This window comes from Jatrophihabitans sp. (genome assembly GCF_035474675.1).
Lineage (GTDB): Bacteria > Actinomycetota > Actinomycetes > Mycobacteriales > Jatrophihabitantaceae > Jatrophihabitans_A.
The window spans coordinates 1-13,565 of record NZ_DATINC010000164.1; the positions used below are offsets into that span (position 1 = coordinate 1).

17 protein-coding genes are annotated in these 13,565 nt (G+C 70.4%); 10 read left to right on the top strand and 7 right to left on the bottom strand.

Annotated features, from left to right (window positions below; translation table 11 throughout):
- The coding region (locus VLJ82_RS19385; RefSeq protein WP_408665022.1) for a metallophosphoesterase at positions 1–900 on the bottom strand (900 nt) is incomplete at its 3' end.
- Between the two features lie 135 nt (positions 901–1,035).
- Here VLJ82_RS19385 and purB point away from each other — a divergent pair.
- The gene (gene purB, locus VLJ82_RS19390) at positions 1,036–2,511 is read left to right on the top strand and encodes an adenylosuccinate lyase (protein WP_408665008.1); all 1,476 of its coding nucleotides are present in this window, start codon (positions 1,036–1,038) and stop codon (positions 2,509–2,511) included.
- Positions 2,512–2,676: 165 nt separating this feature from the next.
- Here the strand turns inward: purB and VLJ82_RS19395 are convergent, their stop codons facing one another.
- The 4 genes from VLJ82_RS19395 to VLJ82_RS19410 form a co-directional block, all read right to left on the bottom strand.
- Positions 2,677–4,107, bottom strand: coding sequence for a hypothetical protein (locus VLJ82_RS19395; protein WP_408665009.1), 1,431 nt, complete (start codon positions 4,105–4,107; stop codon positions 2,677–2,679).
- Positions 4,104–4,667 (bottom strand): RNA polymerase sigma factor, encoded by a 564-nt coding sequence (locus tag VLJ82_RS19400; RefSeq protein ID WP_408665010.1) that lies wholly within the window; start codon positions 4,665–4,667, stop codon positions 4,104–4,106. The genes VLJ82_RS19395 and VLJ82_RS19400 overlap by 4 nt, the downstream gene beginning before the upstream one ends.
- Before the next feature lie 97 nt (positions 4,668–4,764).
- Positions 4,765–5,115, bottom strand: a complete 351-nt coding sequence (locus VLJ82_RS19405) for a hypothetical protein (protein ID WP_408665011.1) — start codon at positions 5,113–5,115, stop codon at positions 4,765–4,767.
- Positions 5,112–5,612: a SigE family RNA polymerase sigma factor gene (locus tag VLJ82_RS19410; protein ID WP_408665012.1), complete on the bottom strand. Its 501-nt coding sequence runs from the start codon at positions 5,610–5,612 to the stop codon at positions 5,112–5,114. The genes VLJ82_RS19405 and VLJ82_RS19410 overlap by 4 nt, the downstream gene beginning before the upstream one ends.
- 178 nt (positions 5,613–5,790) lie before the next feature.
- Here VLJ82_RS19410 and VLJ82_RS19415 point away from each other — a divergent pair, with 178 nt between their 5' ends.
- The gene (locus tag VLJ82_RS19415; protein WP_408665023.1) at positions 5,791–6,684 is read left to right on the top strand and encodes a phosphoribosylaminoimidazolesuccinocarboxamide synthase; all 894 of its coding nucleotides are present in this window, start codon (positions 5,791–5,793) and stop codon (positions 6,682–6,684) included.
- A 28-nt stretch (positions 6,685–6,712) separates the two neighbouring features.
- On the top strand, positions 6,713–7,264 hold the full coding sequence (locus VLJ82_RS19420; protein ID WP_408665013.1) for a GNAT family N-acetyltransferase: 552 nt from the start codon (positions 6,713–6,715) through the stop codon (positions 7,262–7,264).
- Here VLJ82_RS19420 and VLJ82_RS19425 read toward each other — a convergent pair.
- On the bottom strand, positions 7,250–7,774 hold the full coding sequence (locus VLJ82_RS19425) for an adenylate kinase (RefSeq protein ID WP_408665014.1): 525 nt from the start codon (positions 7,772–7,774) through the stop codon (positions 7,250–7,252). The genes VLJ82_RS19420 and VLJ82_RS19425 overlap by 15 nt on opposite strands.
- A gap of 116 nt (positions 7,775–7,890) precedes the next feature.
- On the opposite strand from VLJ82_RS19425, the gene purS reads away from it, so the two are divergent.
- The 7 genes from purS to VLJ82_RS19460 all read left to right on the top strand — a co-directional run bounded on the left by purS (position 7,891) and on the right by VLJ82_RS19460 (position 13,169).
- A complete protein-coding gene (gene purS, locus VLJ82_RS19430) occupies positions 7,891–8,121 on the top strand; it encodes a phosphoribosylformylglycinamidine synthase subunit PurS (protein ID WP_408665015.1) in 231 nt (76 codons plus the stop codon).
- Positions 8,122–8,275: 154 nt separating this feature from the next.
- On the top strand, positions 8,276–8,953 hold the full coding sequence (gene purQ / locus VLJ82_RS19435; protein ID WP_408665016.1) for a phosphoribosylformylglycinamidine synthase subunit PurQ: 678 nt from the start codon (positions 8,276–8,278) through the stop codon (positions 8,951–8,953).
- Positions 8,950–11,244 (top strand): phosphoribosylformylglycinamidine synthase subunit PurL, encoded by a 2,295-nt coding sequence (gene purL, locus VLJ82_RS19440; RefSeq protein WP_408665017.1) that lies wholly within the window; start codon positions 8,950–8,952, stop codon positions 11,242–11,244. The genes purQ and purL overlap by 4 nt, the downstream gene beginning before the upstream one ends.
- A 4-nt stretch (positions 11,245–11,248) precedes the next feature.
- A complete protein-coding gene (locus tag VLJ82_RS19445) occupies positions 11,249–12,013 on the top strand; it encodes a maleylpyruvate isomerase family mycothiol-dependent enzyme (protein WP_408665018.1) in 765 nt (254 codons plus the stop codon).
- 22 nt (positions 12,014–12,035) lie between these two features.
- Positions 12,036–12,320 carry a type II toxin-antitoxin system Phd/YefM family antitoxin gene (locus tag VLJ82_RS19450; protein WP_408665019.1) on the top strand — a complete coding sequence of 95 codons (285 nt, stop codon included), beginning with the start codon at positions 12,036–12,038 and terminating at the stop codon, positions 12,318–12,320.
- Positions 12,321–12,475: 155 nt separating this feature from the next.
- Positions 12,476–12,598, top strand: coding sequence for a type II toxin-antitoxin system RelE family toxin (locus tag VLJ82_RS19455; protein WP_408665024.1), 123 nt, complete (start codon positions 12,476–12,478; stop codon positions 12,596–12,598).
- Positions 12,599–12,632: 34 nt separating this feature from the next.
- Entirely contained in the window at positions 12,633–13,169 is a 537-nt protein-coding gene (locus tag VLJ82_RS19460) for an AAA family ATPase (protein WP_408665020.1), read from the top strand.
- A 109-nt stretch (positions 13,170–13,278) separates the two neighbouring features.
- Here the strand turns inward: VLJ82_RS19460 and VLJ82_RS19465 are convergent.
- On the bottom strand, positions 13,279–13,565 hold a 287-nt coding region (locus tag VLJ82_RS19465; RefSeq protein WP_408665021.1), incomplete at its 5' end, for a hypothetical protein.

Consider the following 13,565-nt stretch of genomic DNA (forward strand, 5'->3'; position numbering starts at 1 on the left):
AATCTCCAGGTGGGCGTGCCCGACCAGGATGGCGTCGATGCCGGGCACCTGCTCGGCCAGCAGCGTCGAGGCGTTCTCCGGCCAGGGCAGCGCGTCGCCGTAGCTGGAGGAGGTGTCGGCGCCGGAGTGGCAGGACACCACCACGATGTCGGCACCGGCCGCCTTCACCTTCGGGATCACCAGCTTGGCCTGCTCGACGATGCCGTTGAACTTGATCCGGCCGTCCAGGTTCGCCTTGTCCCAGATGGCGCAGCCCGGCGTCACCAGGCCGACGATGCCCACCTTGACGTACTCGCCGTTGCCGTCGTCGTGCCGGTGGGCCGCGCTGCTGCCGGCGCCGCAGACCCGCACCTTTTTGATCGTGAACTCGGGGAAGGCCGGCGCGCCGGTGTTCCAGTCCAGCGCGTTGGCGCACAGCAACGGGTGGTGCAGCTGGGACTGGAACTTGCGCAGCGTCTCGACGCCGTAGTTGAACTCGTGGTTGCCGATCGCGGCGGCGTCGAAGCCGATCGCGTTCATCGCCGCGGCCATCGGGTGGGTCGGGGCCTTCGCGCCGGTGATCGGGTCGATCCGGGCGTAGTAGTAGGCCAGCGGGGTGCCCTGGATGGTGTCGCCGGCGTCCAGCAGGACGGTGGCGCAGTCGCCGCGCTCGGCGCGCATCGCGGTCACCAGGGTGGAGATCTTGGCCAGGCCCACGTCGTTGTGCTGGGCGTCGTCGTACTCGGCGTCCTTGAAGTAGTCCCAGTTCAGGACGTTGCCGTGGGTGTCGGTGGTGCCCAGCACCGTCAACCGGAAGCCCTGCTGGGCATTGCTGCCCTTGGCCGCGGCCGGCGCCGCGCCGAAGAAGGTCGCCCCGACCGTGCCCACCGCGGCGGAGGCGAGCAGCTGGCGTCGGGTCATCGTGATCTTGTCCACCGGAAAAGTCCGTCCTGTCGAGAAAGCGGGTTCTGGTCAGCGGCGCTCAGCCTAGGTGACGGTGCCGACAGTCGCACCGCCGAGCAGCCGCCGGCCCGGCGGGTGCGGAAGAATGGCGCGGTGCCCGCCAAGCCTGCCAAGCCCACCGTGCCCGACGTACTGGCCCATCGCTACGCCTCGACGGCGATGGCGACGCTGTTCAGCCCCGAGCACAAGGTGGTGGCCGAACGGCAGCTGTGGCTGGCGGTGCTCGTCGCCCAGCGAGAGCTGGGCATCAGCACCCCGGACGGTGCCGTCGAGGCCTACCGCGCGGTCGTCGAGGCCGGCGCCGGCGCCGTCGACCTGGACTCCATCGCCGCGCGCGAGCGGGTCACCCGGCACGACGTCAAGGCCCGGATCGAGGAGTTCAACGCGCTGGCCGGAGCCGGAGCAGGCGGCCAGCAGCACGAGCTGATCCACCGCGGGATGACTAGCCGGGACCTGACCGAGAACGTCGAGCAGCTGCAGGTCCGCTCGGCGCTGCGGCTGGTCCGGACCAAGGTGCTGGCGGTACTGGTCCGGCTGGCCCGCCGGGCGGCCGAGTACGAGTCGTTGGCGATGGCCGGCCGCTCGCATAACGTCGCCGCCCAGACCACCACCCTCGGCAAGCGGTTCGCCAGCGTGGCCGACGAGCTGCTGACCGCCCTGGCCCGGCTGGACGAGCTGCTGGCCCGGTACCCACTGCGCGGCATCAAGGGCCCGGTCGGCACCGCGCAGGACATGCTCGACCTGTTCGACGGCGACGCCGGCAAGCTGGCCGAGCTGGAACGCCGGGTGGCCGGGCACCTGGGGTTCGACAAGGTGCTGACCAGCGTCGGGCAGGTCTACCCGCGGTCGCTGGACTACGACGTGCTGTCGGCGCTGGTGCAGCTGGCCGCCGCCCCGTCCAGCTTCGCCACCACGCTGCGGCTGATGGCCGGCCACGAGCTGGTCACCGAGGGATTCCGGCCCGGCCAGGTCGGCTCGTCGGCGATGCCGCACAAGATGAACACCCGTTCGGCCGAGCGGATCAACGGCTTCGCGGTGATCCTGCGCGGCTACGCCTCGATGGCCGCCGAGCTCGCCGGCAGCCAGTGGAACGAGGGCGACGTCAGCTGCTCGGTGGTGCGCCGGGTGGCGCTGCCGGACGCCTTCTTCGCCCTGGACGGCCTGCTGGAGACCACCCTCACCGTGCTGGACGACTTCGGCGCGTTCCCGGCCGTGATCGCGGCCGAGCTGGACCGCTACCTGCCGTTCCTGGCCACCACCAAGGTGCTGATGGCGGCGGTCCGGGCCGGCGCCGGCCGCGAGCAGGCGCACGAGGCGATCAAGGAGCACGCGGTCCGGGTGGCCCTCGACATGCGCGAGCAGGGCACCGCTGGCAACGACCTGCTGGCCCGGCTGGCCGCCGATTCCCGGCTGGGACTCGATGCCGGTGCGCTGGACGGCCTGCTGGCCGACCCGCTGGCCTTCACCGGCGCGGCCCAGGCCCAGGTACGAGCGGTGATCGCCGCCATCGACCTGGCACTGGAAAGCGAGCCGGCCGCGGCGAGCTACCTCCCCGAGCCGATCCTGTAGGCCGGGCCAGCAGGAGCTCAGTACTGCTGCGCGCCCCAAGGTTGCACCACGATGAGGGCGGCGCCCGGTGCGGACGGCCGAACCGGGTACGGAAGACGCCCCGCTGCCGACCGGGCTGCATCGGTTTCGGCCGCCGCGAGCTACCAGCCCGAGCCCATTCTCTGGTCAGAGGTCGCCCGGCCAGGAGGCCAGCGTCGCGGTGCCGTCCAGCAGCTTGCTGGTGGCTCCGGTGACCAGGTTGTAGTCGATCAGCTGGTAGTGCGGGATCTCGCCGGCGCATCCCCGGGCATCGCTGTGCTGGAACGTCACCAGGTCGCCGTCGACATTGACGATGGGCGTGTTCGAAGGGAGGCCCGCGGGCCCCCGCAGCGGCCGGGTGGTGCCGTCCTCCAGCAGGATGTCGTAGCCGCCGTTGTCACAGCCGGCGGTGTTCTCCAGCAACGTATGGCCGTTGCTGATCGGCCAGGCATTCCGGTATCCCATCTCATACCGGCCCTTCTCGGAGGTCAGCAGGGTGGGCGCGCCGCCCGAAATCGGCTGCAGGTACAGCGCGTCGAACCCCATGGCCGGCAGTGCGCAGCGTTCCAGCACCGACGTCTCGGTCCACCACTTGACCGGAATGCAGAACTCGTACCCCTTCGGCATCTCGTACGTCCGGACCAGGCGGCCGTCGTTGGACATCAGCACGAGAGGGCCCGGGATGAGCGACGAGACGAACCGGGCGCCGTCCGGCAGGTACAGCGCGTTCTCCGGGTAGAGCTTGCCCTGTCCGGGCAGCTCCGTGGCGTAGGTGTGCTCCAGGTGCCCGCCGAGACTGTAGCGGACCAGCCGCCTGGTGCCATTCGGGTTCTCGGCCACCAGGACGGCCAGCCCCTTCGGCTGGGTGTAGCTGACGAAGTTGCTCAGTGGTGCAGCGAAACCGCTCGTCAGCTCACCGGAGTGCAGGGTCACCTCCTGGTAGCGGAAGGCGTCACTGCTGCCGCTGCTGACCATCGCCCGGGTGCCGTCCGGCGACCAGGCCAGCAGGGTGGCCCCGGCAGGCAGCCGGTCGGTGATCAGGTACCGGCCACCGGCCGGGTCGTAGAGGTAGAGCGAGGCCGCCGCCGCGCCGGCGCCGGTGCTCGGCAGCACCAGTCGCCAACCGGAGCCGACCACGAACCACGGCACCTCGCCGCGGCTGCCGGTCTGGCCGGCCGGCAGGTACAGCGGCTGTGCCGGGACTGCCGACGGCGCGGTGCGGCTGGCCGACGGGGACGGCGCCGGCGTGCTGGACGGTGCCGGTGGGCCGGTCACCTGGGTGGCCGGCGGGTTCGGCTGCGGATGCGAGTCCAAGCGGTTGGCGACCAACGCGGTGGCCCCGACCGCCAGGGCGACGACCGCCGCGGCGGCCAGGCCCGCAGCGATCCAGCGGTGCCGCGGCGAGGCCGGCACCTCTTCGAAGCCGAGCACCGGCAGTTCACCGGTGGGCGCACCGTCGAGCAGGTCGTCCAGCCCTCGTTCGCGGCGCTCGGCGAGCTGGTCCAGCCGGTGCTCGGTCAACTGCGCCGTCTTGGCCTGGTAGGCCTCGCGCAGGCGGTCTTCGATCGGGTGAGTCATCGGCTTGCTCCCAGCATCGCTTCCAGTTTGTCCATGCCTCTGCTGGCGTTGGACTTCACCGCGCCCCGGGAGATGCCCAGGGCTTCGGCGATCTCGGCTTCGGACAGGTTCCCCCAGTACCGCAGGGCGAGCACCTCCTGCTGACGGCGGGGCAGCCGGCGGAGCGCGGCGAGCACCTCCTGTTGGGTGGCGGCCAGCAGCAGCTCGCTGTCGGCGGCCTCTGCGTGACTGTCCCGGACCAGGCTGAGATGCCGGCGAACGGTCTGGCGCTTGCGCAGCACTGAGCGGCAGTTGTTGACCACCGTGGTGCGCAGGTAGCCGACCGCGGCCGCCGGATCGCGCAGCCGCGACTGGTGCTGCTGCAGCGCGATGAACGCGTCGTGCACCACGTCCTCGGCGGTGGCCATGTCGTCGACCAGCAGCAGCGCGAACCGGGCCAGCGGCAGCCGGTGGGCGGCGTAGAGCGCGGCCAGGTCGAGCGGCACCGGGGCCTCCAGCACCTGCTCACCTGCCTCGCGGTCCGGTCCGGGCGTTCGGACGCCCTCGGAGAAGACTGTCACGTCTGTCAGACGCGGGCCGGTCGAAGAGGTTGCATCGAGTTTTCGACCGAGTCGGCCGGAACGGTCCCGGGCAGCGGCTGCCGGGGGCGCTCCGGGATCAGACGTCGCTGTCGGGCTCGCCGCCGGGATGCTGGTCCGGCTGGCCGGCGGACGGGGCGTGCGCCTGCCGCCGGGCTGCATCCGGCGGGCATTGCGCGCGGGCCGCCACCCTGGCGACCGCGGCCGCGGCCAGTGCCGGGGCCAGCCAGTGCGCGCGCCAGGCCGGGTTGGTGCGCAGCTCGCCGGCGGCGTCTGGGCCGGCCGGGTCCTGGCCGCCGCTCGGCATCACTGCGGCGGCTCCGAGGTCCTCGTCGGGCAGCGGCCGCCGGGCCAGCAACCGGTCCTCGGTGACCTGCTCGGCCTTGGCAGTGAACGCGGCCCGCAGCCGTTGTTCGGTCCGGGGGTTCATCGAGCGTCTCCTAGCATCGTTTCGAGCCTATCCAGGCCTCTGCTGGCGGCGGACTTCACCGACCCGCGCGAGATTCCCAGCGCCTGGGCGATCTCGGCCTCGGACAGGTCGGCCCAGTACCGCAGCACGAGCACCTCGCGTTGCCGGTCCGGCAACTGCCGGACAGCGGCCAGCACCTGCTGGTGGTCCGCGGCCAGCAGCACTTCGCTGTCGGCCGGGTCGGCGTCCTCGAGCCTGGCCAGGCTCAGGTGCCGGCGGGCGGTCTGGCGCTTGCGCAGCACCGACCGGGCGTTGTTGACGATGGTGGTGCGCAGGTACCCCAGGGCCGCCGCCGGTTCCCGCAGCCGGCTCCGGTGCTGGTGCAGCGTGGTGAAGGCGTCGTGCACCACGTCCTCGGCGGTGCCCATGTCGTCGACGAGCAGCACCGCCATCCGGATCAGCGACAGCCGGTGGGCGGCGTACAAGCCGGCAAGATCGAGTTCGATCACTTCGGTCACTGCGCTGTCCGTTCCTGGCCGGTACGACGCGGCCGTCCTCCCTTGCGAACTATGTTCGCGTGTCAGACGCACAGGACGGCGAAAGGTTGCCTGCCGATCCGGTTGCGGCGGGATCGTTACCCAGGTGTGACAGGATTCGCCCGTGACCTCCCCTCCGGCCACCAGCCGGCCCGACGGGCTGCCTGACAGCGGGCTGACCCACCTGCACTCGGGCAAGGTGCGCGACCTGTACGCCACCGACACCGGGCACCTGATCATGGTGGCCTCAGACCGGATCTCCGCTTTCGACCACGTGCTGCCGACCGAGATCCCGGACAAGGGCCGGATCCTGACGGCGATGTCGGTGTGGTGGTTCGGCCAGCTCGGCGACCTGGTCGGCAACCACCTGCTCAGCTACGACGACGAGCTGATCCCGGACGCCTGGCGCGGCCGGGCACTGCTGTGCACCAAGCTGGACATGATCCCGGTCGAGGCGGTGGTACGGGGCTACCTGACCGGCGGGGGGCTGGCCGACTACCAGGCCACCGGTTCGGTGTGCGGCATCGCGCTGCCGCCCGGGCTGGTCGACGGCGACCGGCTGCCCGAGCCGATCTTCACCCCGGCCACCAAGGCCGAGGTCGGCGCGCACGACGAGAACGTCTCCTTCGCCGCGGTGGCCGAGCAGGTCGGCGCCCGGCTGGCCGGCGAGCTGCGCGAGCTGAGCCTGGCCATCTACGCCCGGGCCCGCGAGCTGGCCGCCGGCCGCGGCATCCTGCTCGCCGACACCAAGTTCGAGTTCGGCCTGCACTCCTGCACCGGCGAGCTGATGCTCGGCGACGAGGTGCTCACCCCGGACTCGTCCCGGTTCTGGCCGGCCGACTCCTGGCAGCCCGGACGGCGGCAGCCCAGCTACGACAAGCAGTACGTCCGGGACTGGCTGACCTCGCCGGCCGCCGGCTGGGACCGGCACTCCGGCTCCCCGCCGCCCCCGCTGCCCGAAGACGTGGTGGCCGCCACCCGGCAGCGATATCTGGATGCGTACCAGCGGCTGACCGGGCTACGGTTCGACGACTGGCTGGCACCGGGCAGCTAGCTCTCGACACCTGCTGGAGGACGCCGCGATGCTGGTCGGCAAGCTGGTCACGCTCCGGGCCCTGACGGATGCCGACATGCGGCGGCTGACGGAGTTCCGCAACGACGCAGAGCTGGAGCTGATCGGCGGCGGCGACCCACCCCGGCCGCGCACCCTGGAGGTGGTGCGGGAGTTCTTCGCCGAGCGGGCCAAGGACACCGAGGGCCAGAACTTCGCCATCGAGGCCGACGGCAAGTTCATCGGCGACTGCGGGGTGTTCCACCCCGACCGGCGTGGCGGCACCGCCGAGGTGGGCATCGGCATCGGCGACCGCGACTACTGGGGCCGCGGCTACGGCCGGGACGCGATGCGGCTGCTGGTCGACTACGGCTTCCGGTTGCAGAACTTCCGCAGGCTGTGGTTGAGCGTGCAGGCCCGCAACGAACGGGCCATCCGGTGCTACCGCTCGGTCGGCTTCGTCGAGGAGGGCCGGCTGCGCGAGCACGTCTGGGGCGACGGCCGGTACGAGGACATCGTGTTGATGGCGCTGTTCCGGTCCGATTTCTACGCCACGAAAGCGACTAGCTCAGCCGGCGGGTAGCTGGCGCAGCCCGGCCAGCCAGCGCCGGGCCTCGGCCGGCGACGTCAGCCGGACGATCGCCAGCTCGGGACGCTCTCCGCTTGCCGCCTGCACGAGGGTCCGCACCCGGGAATGCGTCGACCACGCCCACCGGACCGGGTGCTCCGGGTCGAGCCAGTCCCGGAACCCCTCGGTGTTGCCGTTGTGGAACGGCCGCCGGGTGGCGGCCCGGCGGAACGAGCGGCGCAGCACCCGGTGCATCACGGTCCGGCGTGGGAAGTCCAGCCAGACCAGGGTGTCGGCGCGCGCCAGCAGCAGCGGCCGGGCCTCGGTGTACTGCCACTCCGACACCCAGCGCTCGCCGGCCACCACCGCCCGGATGTCGTCGAGGAACTCCGGCCGCGGCTGCCAGCCGGGGCCGTGGAACAGCGTGTCGAGTTCGATGTAGGGCAGCCGGAGCCGGCGGGAGAGCTCTGCGGCGAGCGTGGACTTGCCGGCTCCGGACGAACCCGCGATCAGGACGCGCTGCACGGACGCCGAGGCTAGTCGGCGCCGCACTGTGCGAATGGGCAGCAGGCCGTCCCGGCTGCTGCACTAGGCTTGCTCTGCCGCGGAGCGTGCCGCGGCCGGTGAGAAGGAGCGAGCGGATGGCCCGCGTGGTAGTCGACGTCGTGATGAAGCCGGAGATCCTGGACCCGCAGGGCCAGGCCATCCTGGGCGCGTTGACCCGGCTGGGCATCGAGGGCGTCAACTCGGTACGCCAGGGCAAGCACTTCGAACTGGACGTGGACGACGACATCGACGACGAGACCGTGACCCGGCTGGCCGACACCCTGCTGGCCAACCCGGTCATCGAGGACTTCACCATCTCCCGCTGAAGTCTTCGCCGCGCTGAGCCCAGCCGGTTCCGTTGTGTGATACCCACCGGCTGCCAGGACGCCCGCTGGATATCACGCACACCGGAACTTGCCAGCCCTCCGCCTTTGCGGCAGGGCCGGATGCCCGGCACCGGGCAGCCGGTAGCCTGTCCGCGTGAGTGTCCGCGTCGGAGTGGTGACCTTTCCCGGAAGTCTGGACGATCGCGACGCGCTGCGCGCGATCCGGCTGGCCGGGGCCGAGCCGGTGCCGCTGTGGCACGGCGAGAAGTGGCTCTCCGACGTCAACGCGGTGGTGTTGCCCGGCGGCTTCTCCTACGGCGACTATCTGCGCTGCGGGGCGATCGCCAAGTTCGCGCCGGCCATGGAGTCGATCGCCGACGGCGCCCGCAACGGCCTGCCGGTGCTCGGCATCTGCAACGGCTTCCAGGTGCTGTGCGAGGCGCACCTGCTGCCCGGGGCGCTGATTCGCAACGCCCAGCGCCGGTTCGTCTGCCGTGACCAGCGGCTGCGGATCGACAACGCCGAGACCGCCTGGACCGCCGACTACCAGCCGGGGCAGCAGGTGGTGATCCCGATCAAGAACATCGACGGCGGGTTCGTCGCCGACCGGCGGACGCTGGACGAGCTGGAGGGCGAGGGCCGAGTGGTGGCCCGTTACGTCGATGGCAACCCGAACGGCTCGTACCGCGACATCGCCGGCATCTGCAACGCGGCCGGCAATGTGGTCGGCCTGATGCCGCACCCCGAGCACGCCATCGAGCCGCTGACCGGCCCGAGCGCCGACGGCTTAGGCTTCTTCACTTCCGTGCTGAACAGCCTGGTGGGCGCATGACCGCCAGCCGGCGGCGTGCCCCGCTGGACACCGTGCAGGCCGCCGAGGCCAGCCCCGACCGGTCCCAGCCGTACGCCGAGCTGGGCCTGGCCCGCGACGAGTACGCCCGGATCAAGGAGATCCTGGGCCGCCGGCCGACCAGCTCGGAGCTGGCGATGTACTCGGTGATGTGGTCCGAGCACTGCTCCTACAAGTCGTCCAAGGTGCATCTGAAGCAGTTCGCTGAAAAGATTCCGGAAGGTGCTCGATCCGCTTTGCTGGTCGGGATGGGCGAGAACGCCGGCGTGGTGGATGTCGGCGGGGGCCTGGCGGTGACGTTCAAGATCGAGTCGCACAACCATCCCTCCTACGTCGAGCCCTACCAGGGAGCGGCCACCGGGGTGGGCGGCATCGTCCGCGACATCCTGACCATGGGGGCGCGGCCGATCGCGGTGCTGGACTCGCTGCGGTTCGGCGCCGCCGAGGCGCCAGACACCGCCCGGGTGCTGCCCGGCGTGGTGTCGGGTATCGGGGGGTACGGCAACTGCCTGGGACTGCCCAACATCGGCGGCGAGCTGGTGTTCGACCCCAGCTACCTGGCCAACCCGCTGGTCAACGCGCTGTGCGTCGGGGTGCTGCCGGCGGACGGGATCAAGCTGGCCAAGGCGGAGGGTCCGGGCAGCCTGGTGGTGCTGTTCGGCGCCCGGACCGGCGGCGACGGCATCGGCGGCGCCTCGGTGCTGGCCTCAGCCAGCTTCGAGCGGGAGGGCGAGCGCAAGCGGCCGGCGGTGCAGGTCGGCGACCCGTTCGCCGAGAAGGTGCTCATCGAGTGCTGCCTGGAGATCTTCGCCGCCGACCTGGTCACCGGCATCCAGGACCTGGGCGCGGCGGGGCTGTCCTGCGCGACCACGGAGCTCGCCGCGGCCGGCAGCGGCGGCATGAGCATCGACCTGGACCTGGTGCCGCTGCGGGACGAGACCTTGGCGCCCGAAGAGATCCTGATGAGCGAGTCCCAGGAACGGATGATGGCGGTGGTGACGCCGGACAACCTTGAGGCGTTTCTGGCTATCTGCGCCCGCTGGGAGGTGACGGCCACCGTGCTCGGCACCGTGACCGACGGCGACCGGCTGGTGATGCGCTGGCACGGCGAGACCATCGTCGACGTCCCGCCGGGCACCCTGGCCAACGAGGGGCCGGTCTACCGGCGTCCGGTGCGCCGCCCGTACGACCAGGACGCGCTCAACGGCGAGCACGGCAACGGCCTGCCCCGGCCGAAGTCCGGCGAGCAGCTGCGCAACACCGCGCTGAAGCTGATCTCCTCGGCGAACCTGGCCGACAAGTCCTGGGTCACCGACCAGTACGACCGGTACGTGCAGGGCAACACGGTGCTGGCCCAGCCGGAGAACGCCGGCGTCGTGCGGCTGCCCGGCCCGGACGGGACGGACAGCAACGTCGGCATCGCGGTGTCGGTGGACGGCAACGGCCGCTACTGCCGGCTGGACCCGTACGCAGGTGCCCAGCTGGCGCTGGCCGAGGCGTACCGCAACGTCGCGGTCACCGGCGCCCGGCCGCTGGCGGTCACCAACTGCCTGAACTTCGGCTCCCCGGAGGACCCGGCGGTGATGTGGCAGTTCGCCGAGGCGGTGCGGGGGCTCGCCGACGGCTGCCAGCAGCTGGGCATTCCGGTGACCGGCGGCAACGTCAGCTTCTACAACCAGACCGGCACCACCGCGATCCTGCCCACCCCGGTGGTCGGCGTGCTCGGCGTGATCGACGACGTGACCCGCTGCACCCCGATGGCGTGCTACACCGACGGGGCGCTGCTGTACCTGCTGGGCGACACCCGCGACGAGTTCGGCGGCTCGGAATGGGCGCACGTGATCCACGGCTTCCTGGGCGGCAAGCCGCCGAAGGTCGACCTGGAGCGGGAGCGGCTGATCGCCGACGTGCTGATCAACGCCGCCCGGGACGGCCTGATCGACGCCGCGCACGACCTGTCCGACGGCGGGCTGTTCGTGGCGCTGGCCGAGATGTGCCTGCGCGGGGCCTCCGGTATCCGGATCGTCGTGCCGGAGGGTGTGGACCCGTTCGTGTTCCTGTTCTCCGAGTCGGCCGGCCGGGCGATCGTGGCGGTGCCGCGTACCGAGGAGGTGCGGTTCACCGACATGTGCACCGCGCGCAAGCTCCCGGCCCAGCGGATCGGCGTGCTCGACGTGCTGGAGGCGGCGGTCGAGGTGCAGGGCCAGTTCCGGATCCCGATGGCGGAGCTGCGGGTGGCCTGGGCTGCGACGCTGCCGAAGCTGTTCGGCTGAGGCCATGGCGCGCGACCCCTCTTCGGCGCTGCTCGCCCAAGCGGCCCTGATGCAGGCTTGGTTGGTTGATGTGCCATTCGAGGACTTCGGCAGGCCCAGCGTGCTGCCTGGCTGGGACGTCCGGCTGCTGACCGGGCACGTGCTGATGATCTTCCGTGGGCTGTTGGGCGCTTTGGAGCGGCCGGTGGGCGAGCCGCCGCTGGCGCTGCACGACTACGTGGCGCGCTACCGGCCGGACGCTGCTTTGATCGACGCGGTCACCGCTGAGCTGGCGGCCGACCGGACGCCGGACGAGTTGATCGCCGAGCTGGGCCGATTGCTGGATAAGACACGGGCCCGGCTGACCGAGCCGCTGCCGAAGGTGGTGCAGGCGCCACGGGGGCCTGTTAGTGGGGCGGACTACCTGATGACCCGGATTTTCGAGGTGCTGGCGCACTCGGACGACCTGAGCCGGTCGCTGCCTGCCCGCGAGCCGGTCGGGTTCGACCGGGCGGCCTTGGGGGCCGGGGTGCGCGGCCTGGCCGGCATGCTGGCTGCCAAGTACCCCGGTCGGTCGGTGGAGGTGCGGGTGCCGCCGTTCACCGCGGTGCAGGCCATCGAAGGACCCCGACACACCCGGGGCACCCCGCCGAACGTGATCGAGACCGACGGCGAGACCTTCCTGCGGCTGGCGACCGGCCGGCTTGGCTGGGCCGATGCGGTGGCCGACGGCCGGGTCCGCGCCAGTGGCAACCGTGCCGACCTCAGCGAACACTTGCCCCTGCTGTAGACCTCTGGTCATACTTATGACTATGTCGACACCGCTGCCTCTTGCTGAGGTCAAGTCGCACCTGTCAGAGCTGGTCAATCGGGTCAGCACCCACCATGAGCGAGTGACCGTGACGGTGCACGGCCGTCCCTCAGCGGTGCTTCTTGCCGTCGAGGACCTTGAATCGCTGGAAGAAACCATCGCGATCTTGTCCGATCCCGAAGCCATGCGGCAAATGGCTGAGTCTGAGGTAGACATCGCACAGGGGCGCTTGGAGACGGAGGAGCAACTAGCGCAGGCGATGCAGCGTCGGCGACGGCCTGCGTGAGGTCGGCCGACAGCTATCGCTTAGCTATTACATCAAGTGCTCGCCGTCAGCTGGCAGAGTCATTACCAGAAGCCGTTGCGGTCGCGGCATATGAATTCATCCTCGGCCCCCTGCTCGAGAACCCGCATCGCGTCGGTAAGCAACTCCAGCCGCCCATGGCGGATCGGCACAGCGCGCGACGCGGCACCTACCGGGTCATCTATCGCATCGACGATCAGAAACTCACTGTCACCGTCGTGGCGGTAGTACATCGCAACGATGCCTACCGTGCCCGGTAGGTTCAGCCGCCAGGACGTGGCAGCCGGACCTCTGGTGCTGCTCAACGGGCCTCCCGGCATCGGCAAGTCGACGCTGGCGCGCCTGCTCGTTCGGGAGCATCCGCTCGCCCTATGCCTGGACATTGATCTGCTGCGGCGCTCGCTCGGGCAATGGGACGAGCACTTGGACGAGAGCGGCCTGCTGGCGCGAGACCTGGCCATAGCCGCCGCGCGCGTCCACCTGCTGAGCAGGCACGCCGTCGTCATCCCGCAATTCCTTGGCCGGCTGACGTTTGTGGAGCGGCTGGAGTCGCTCGCGCGAGACACAGGCGCGACCTTCACCCATATCGCTCTGCTGGATGGCAGGGACAACGCGATCGCTCGATTCTCGGCGCGCACCTCCGCTCCGGACGCCGGAGCACAGCATCGGGAAGCCGCCGCAATGGCAGGCGGCGCCGCAGGTCTGGGGCAGATGTACGACGATCTGCTGGCTGTGCTTGCCGCTCGACCGAACGTCGTCGTCCCAAGCGTCGAGGGTGACATCGAGGGCACCTATCGGCGGTTGCGACAGGCTCTCGCGGGCGTTCTGTAGGTGGTGAATCCAACCAACCCGGCAGGCTCTTACCGTTACAAGTAACAAGCGGAGGTGTCTGGTGACGAGATCTGCCGGTCAGCGTTCGATTGCTAGCAGCGTCAGCAATCTATGTGTAGGCAGCAAGCGTCTCATCGAGCACCACCATGAGGTTGTCTCGGGCGGTTTCGTAGTCCCCTAGGGCTTTGGCTCGCACAACTCGATTGTGCGCAACAGCATTGCGTACCTTTTCGATTGGGTCCATGAATGTGCGCAAGCGCGCCAGGAACGTTTGTGTCGGTTGGTCCTCGTGCACCTCGCCGCGCGTGACGAAGCGCTTGAATTCATCAAAGTCTTTGTGGGTAGCTATCGCAGATATAATGCCACTCAGGTCGCGCTTGCGAGCGCTATTCAACT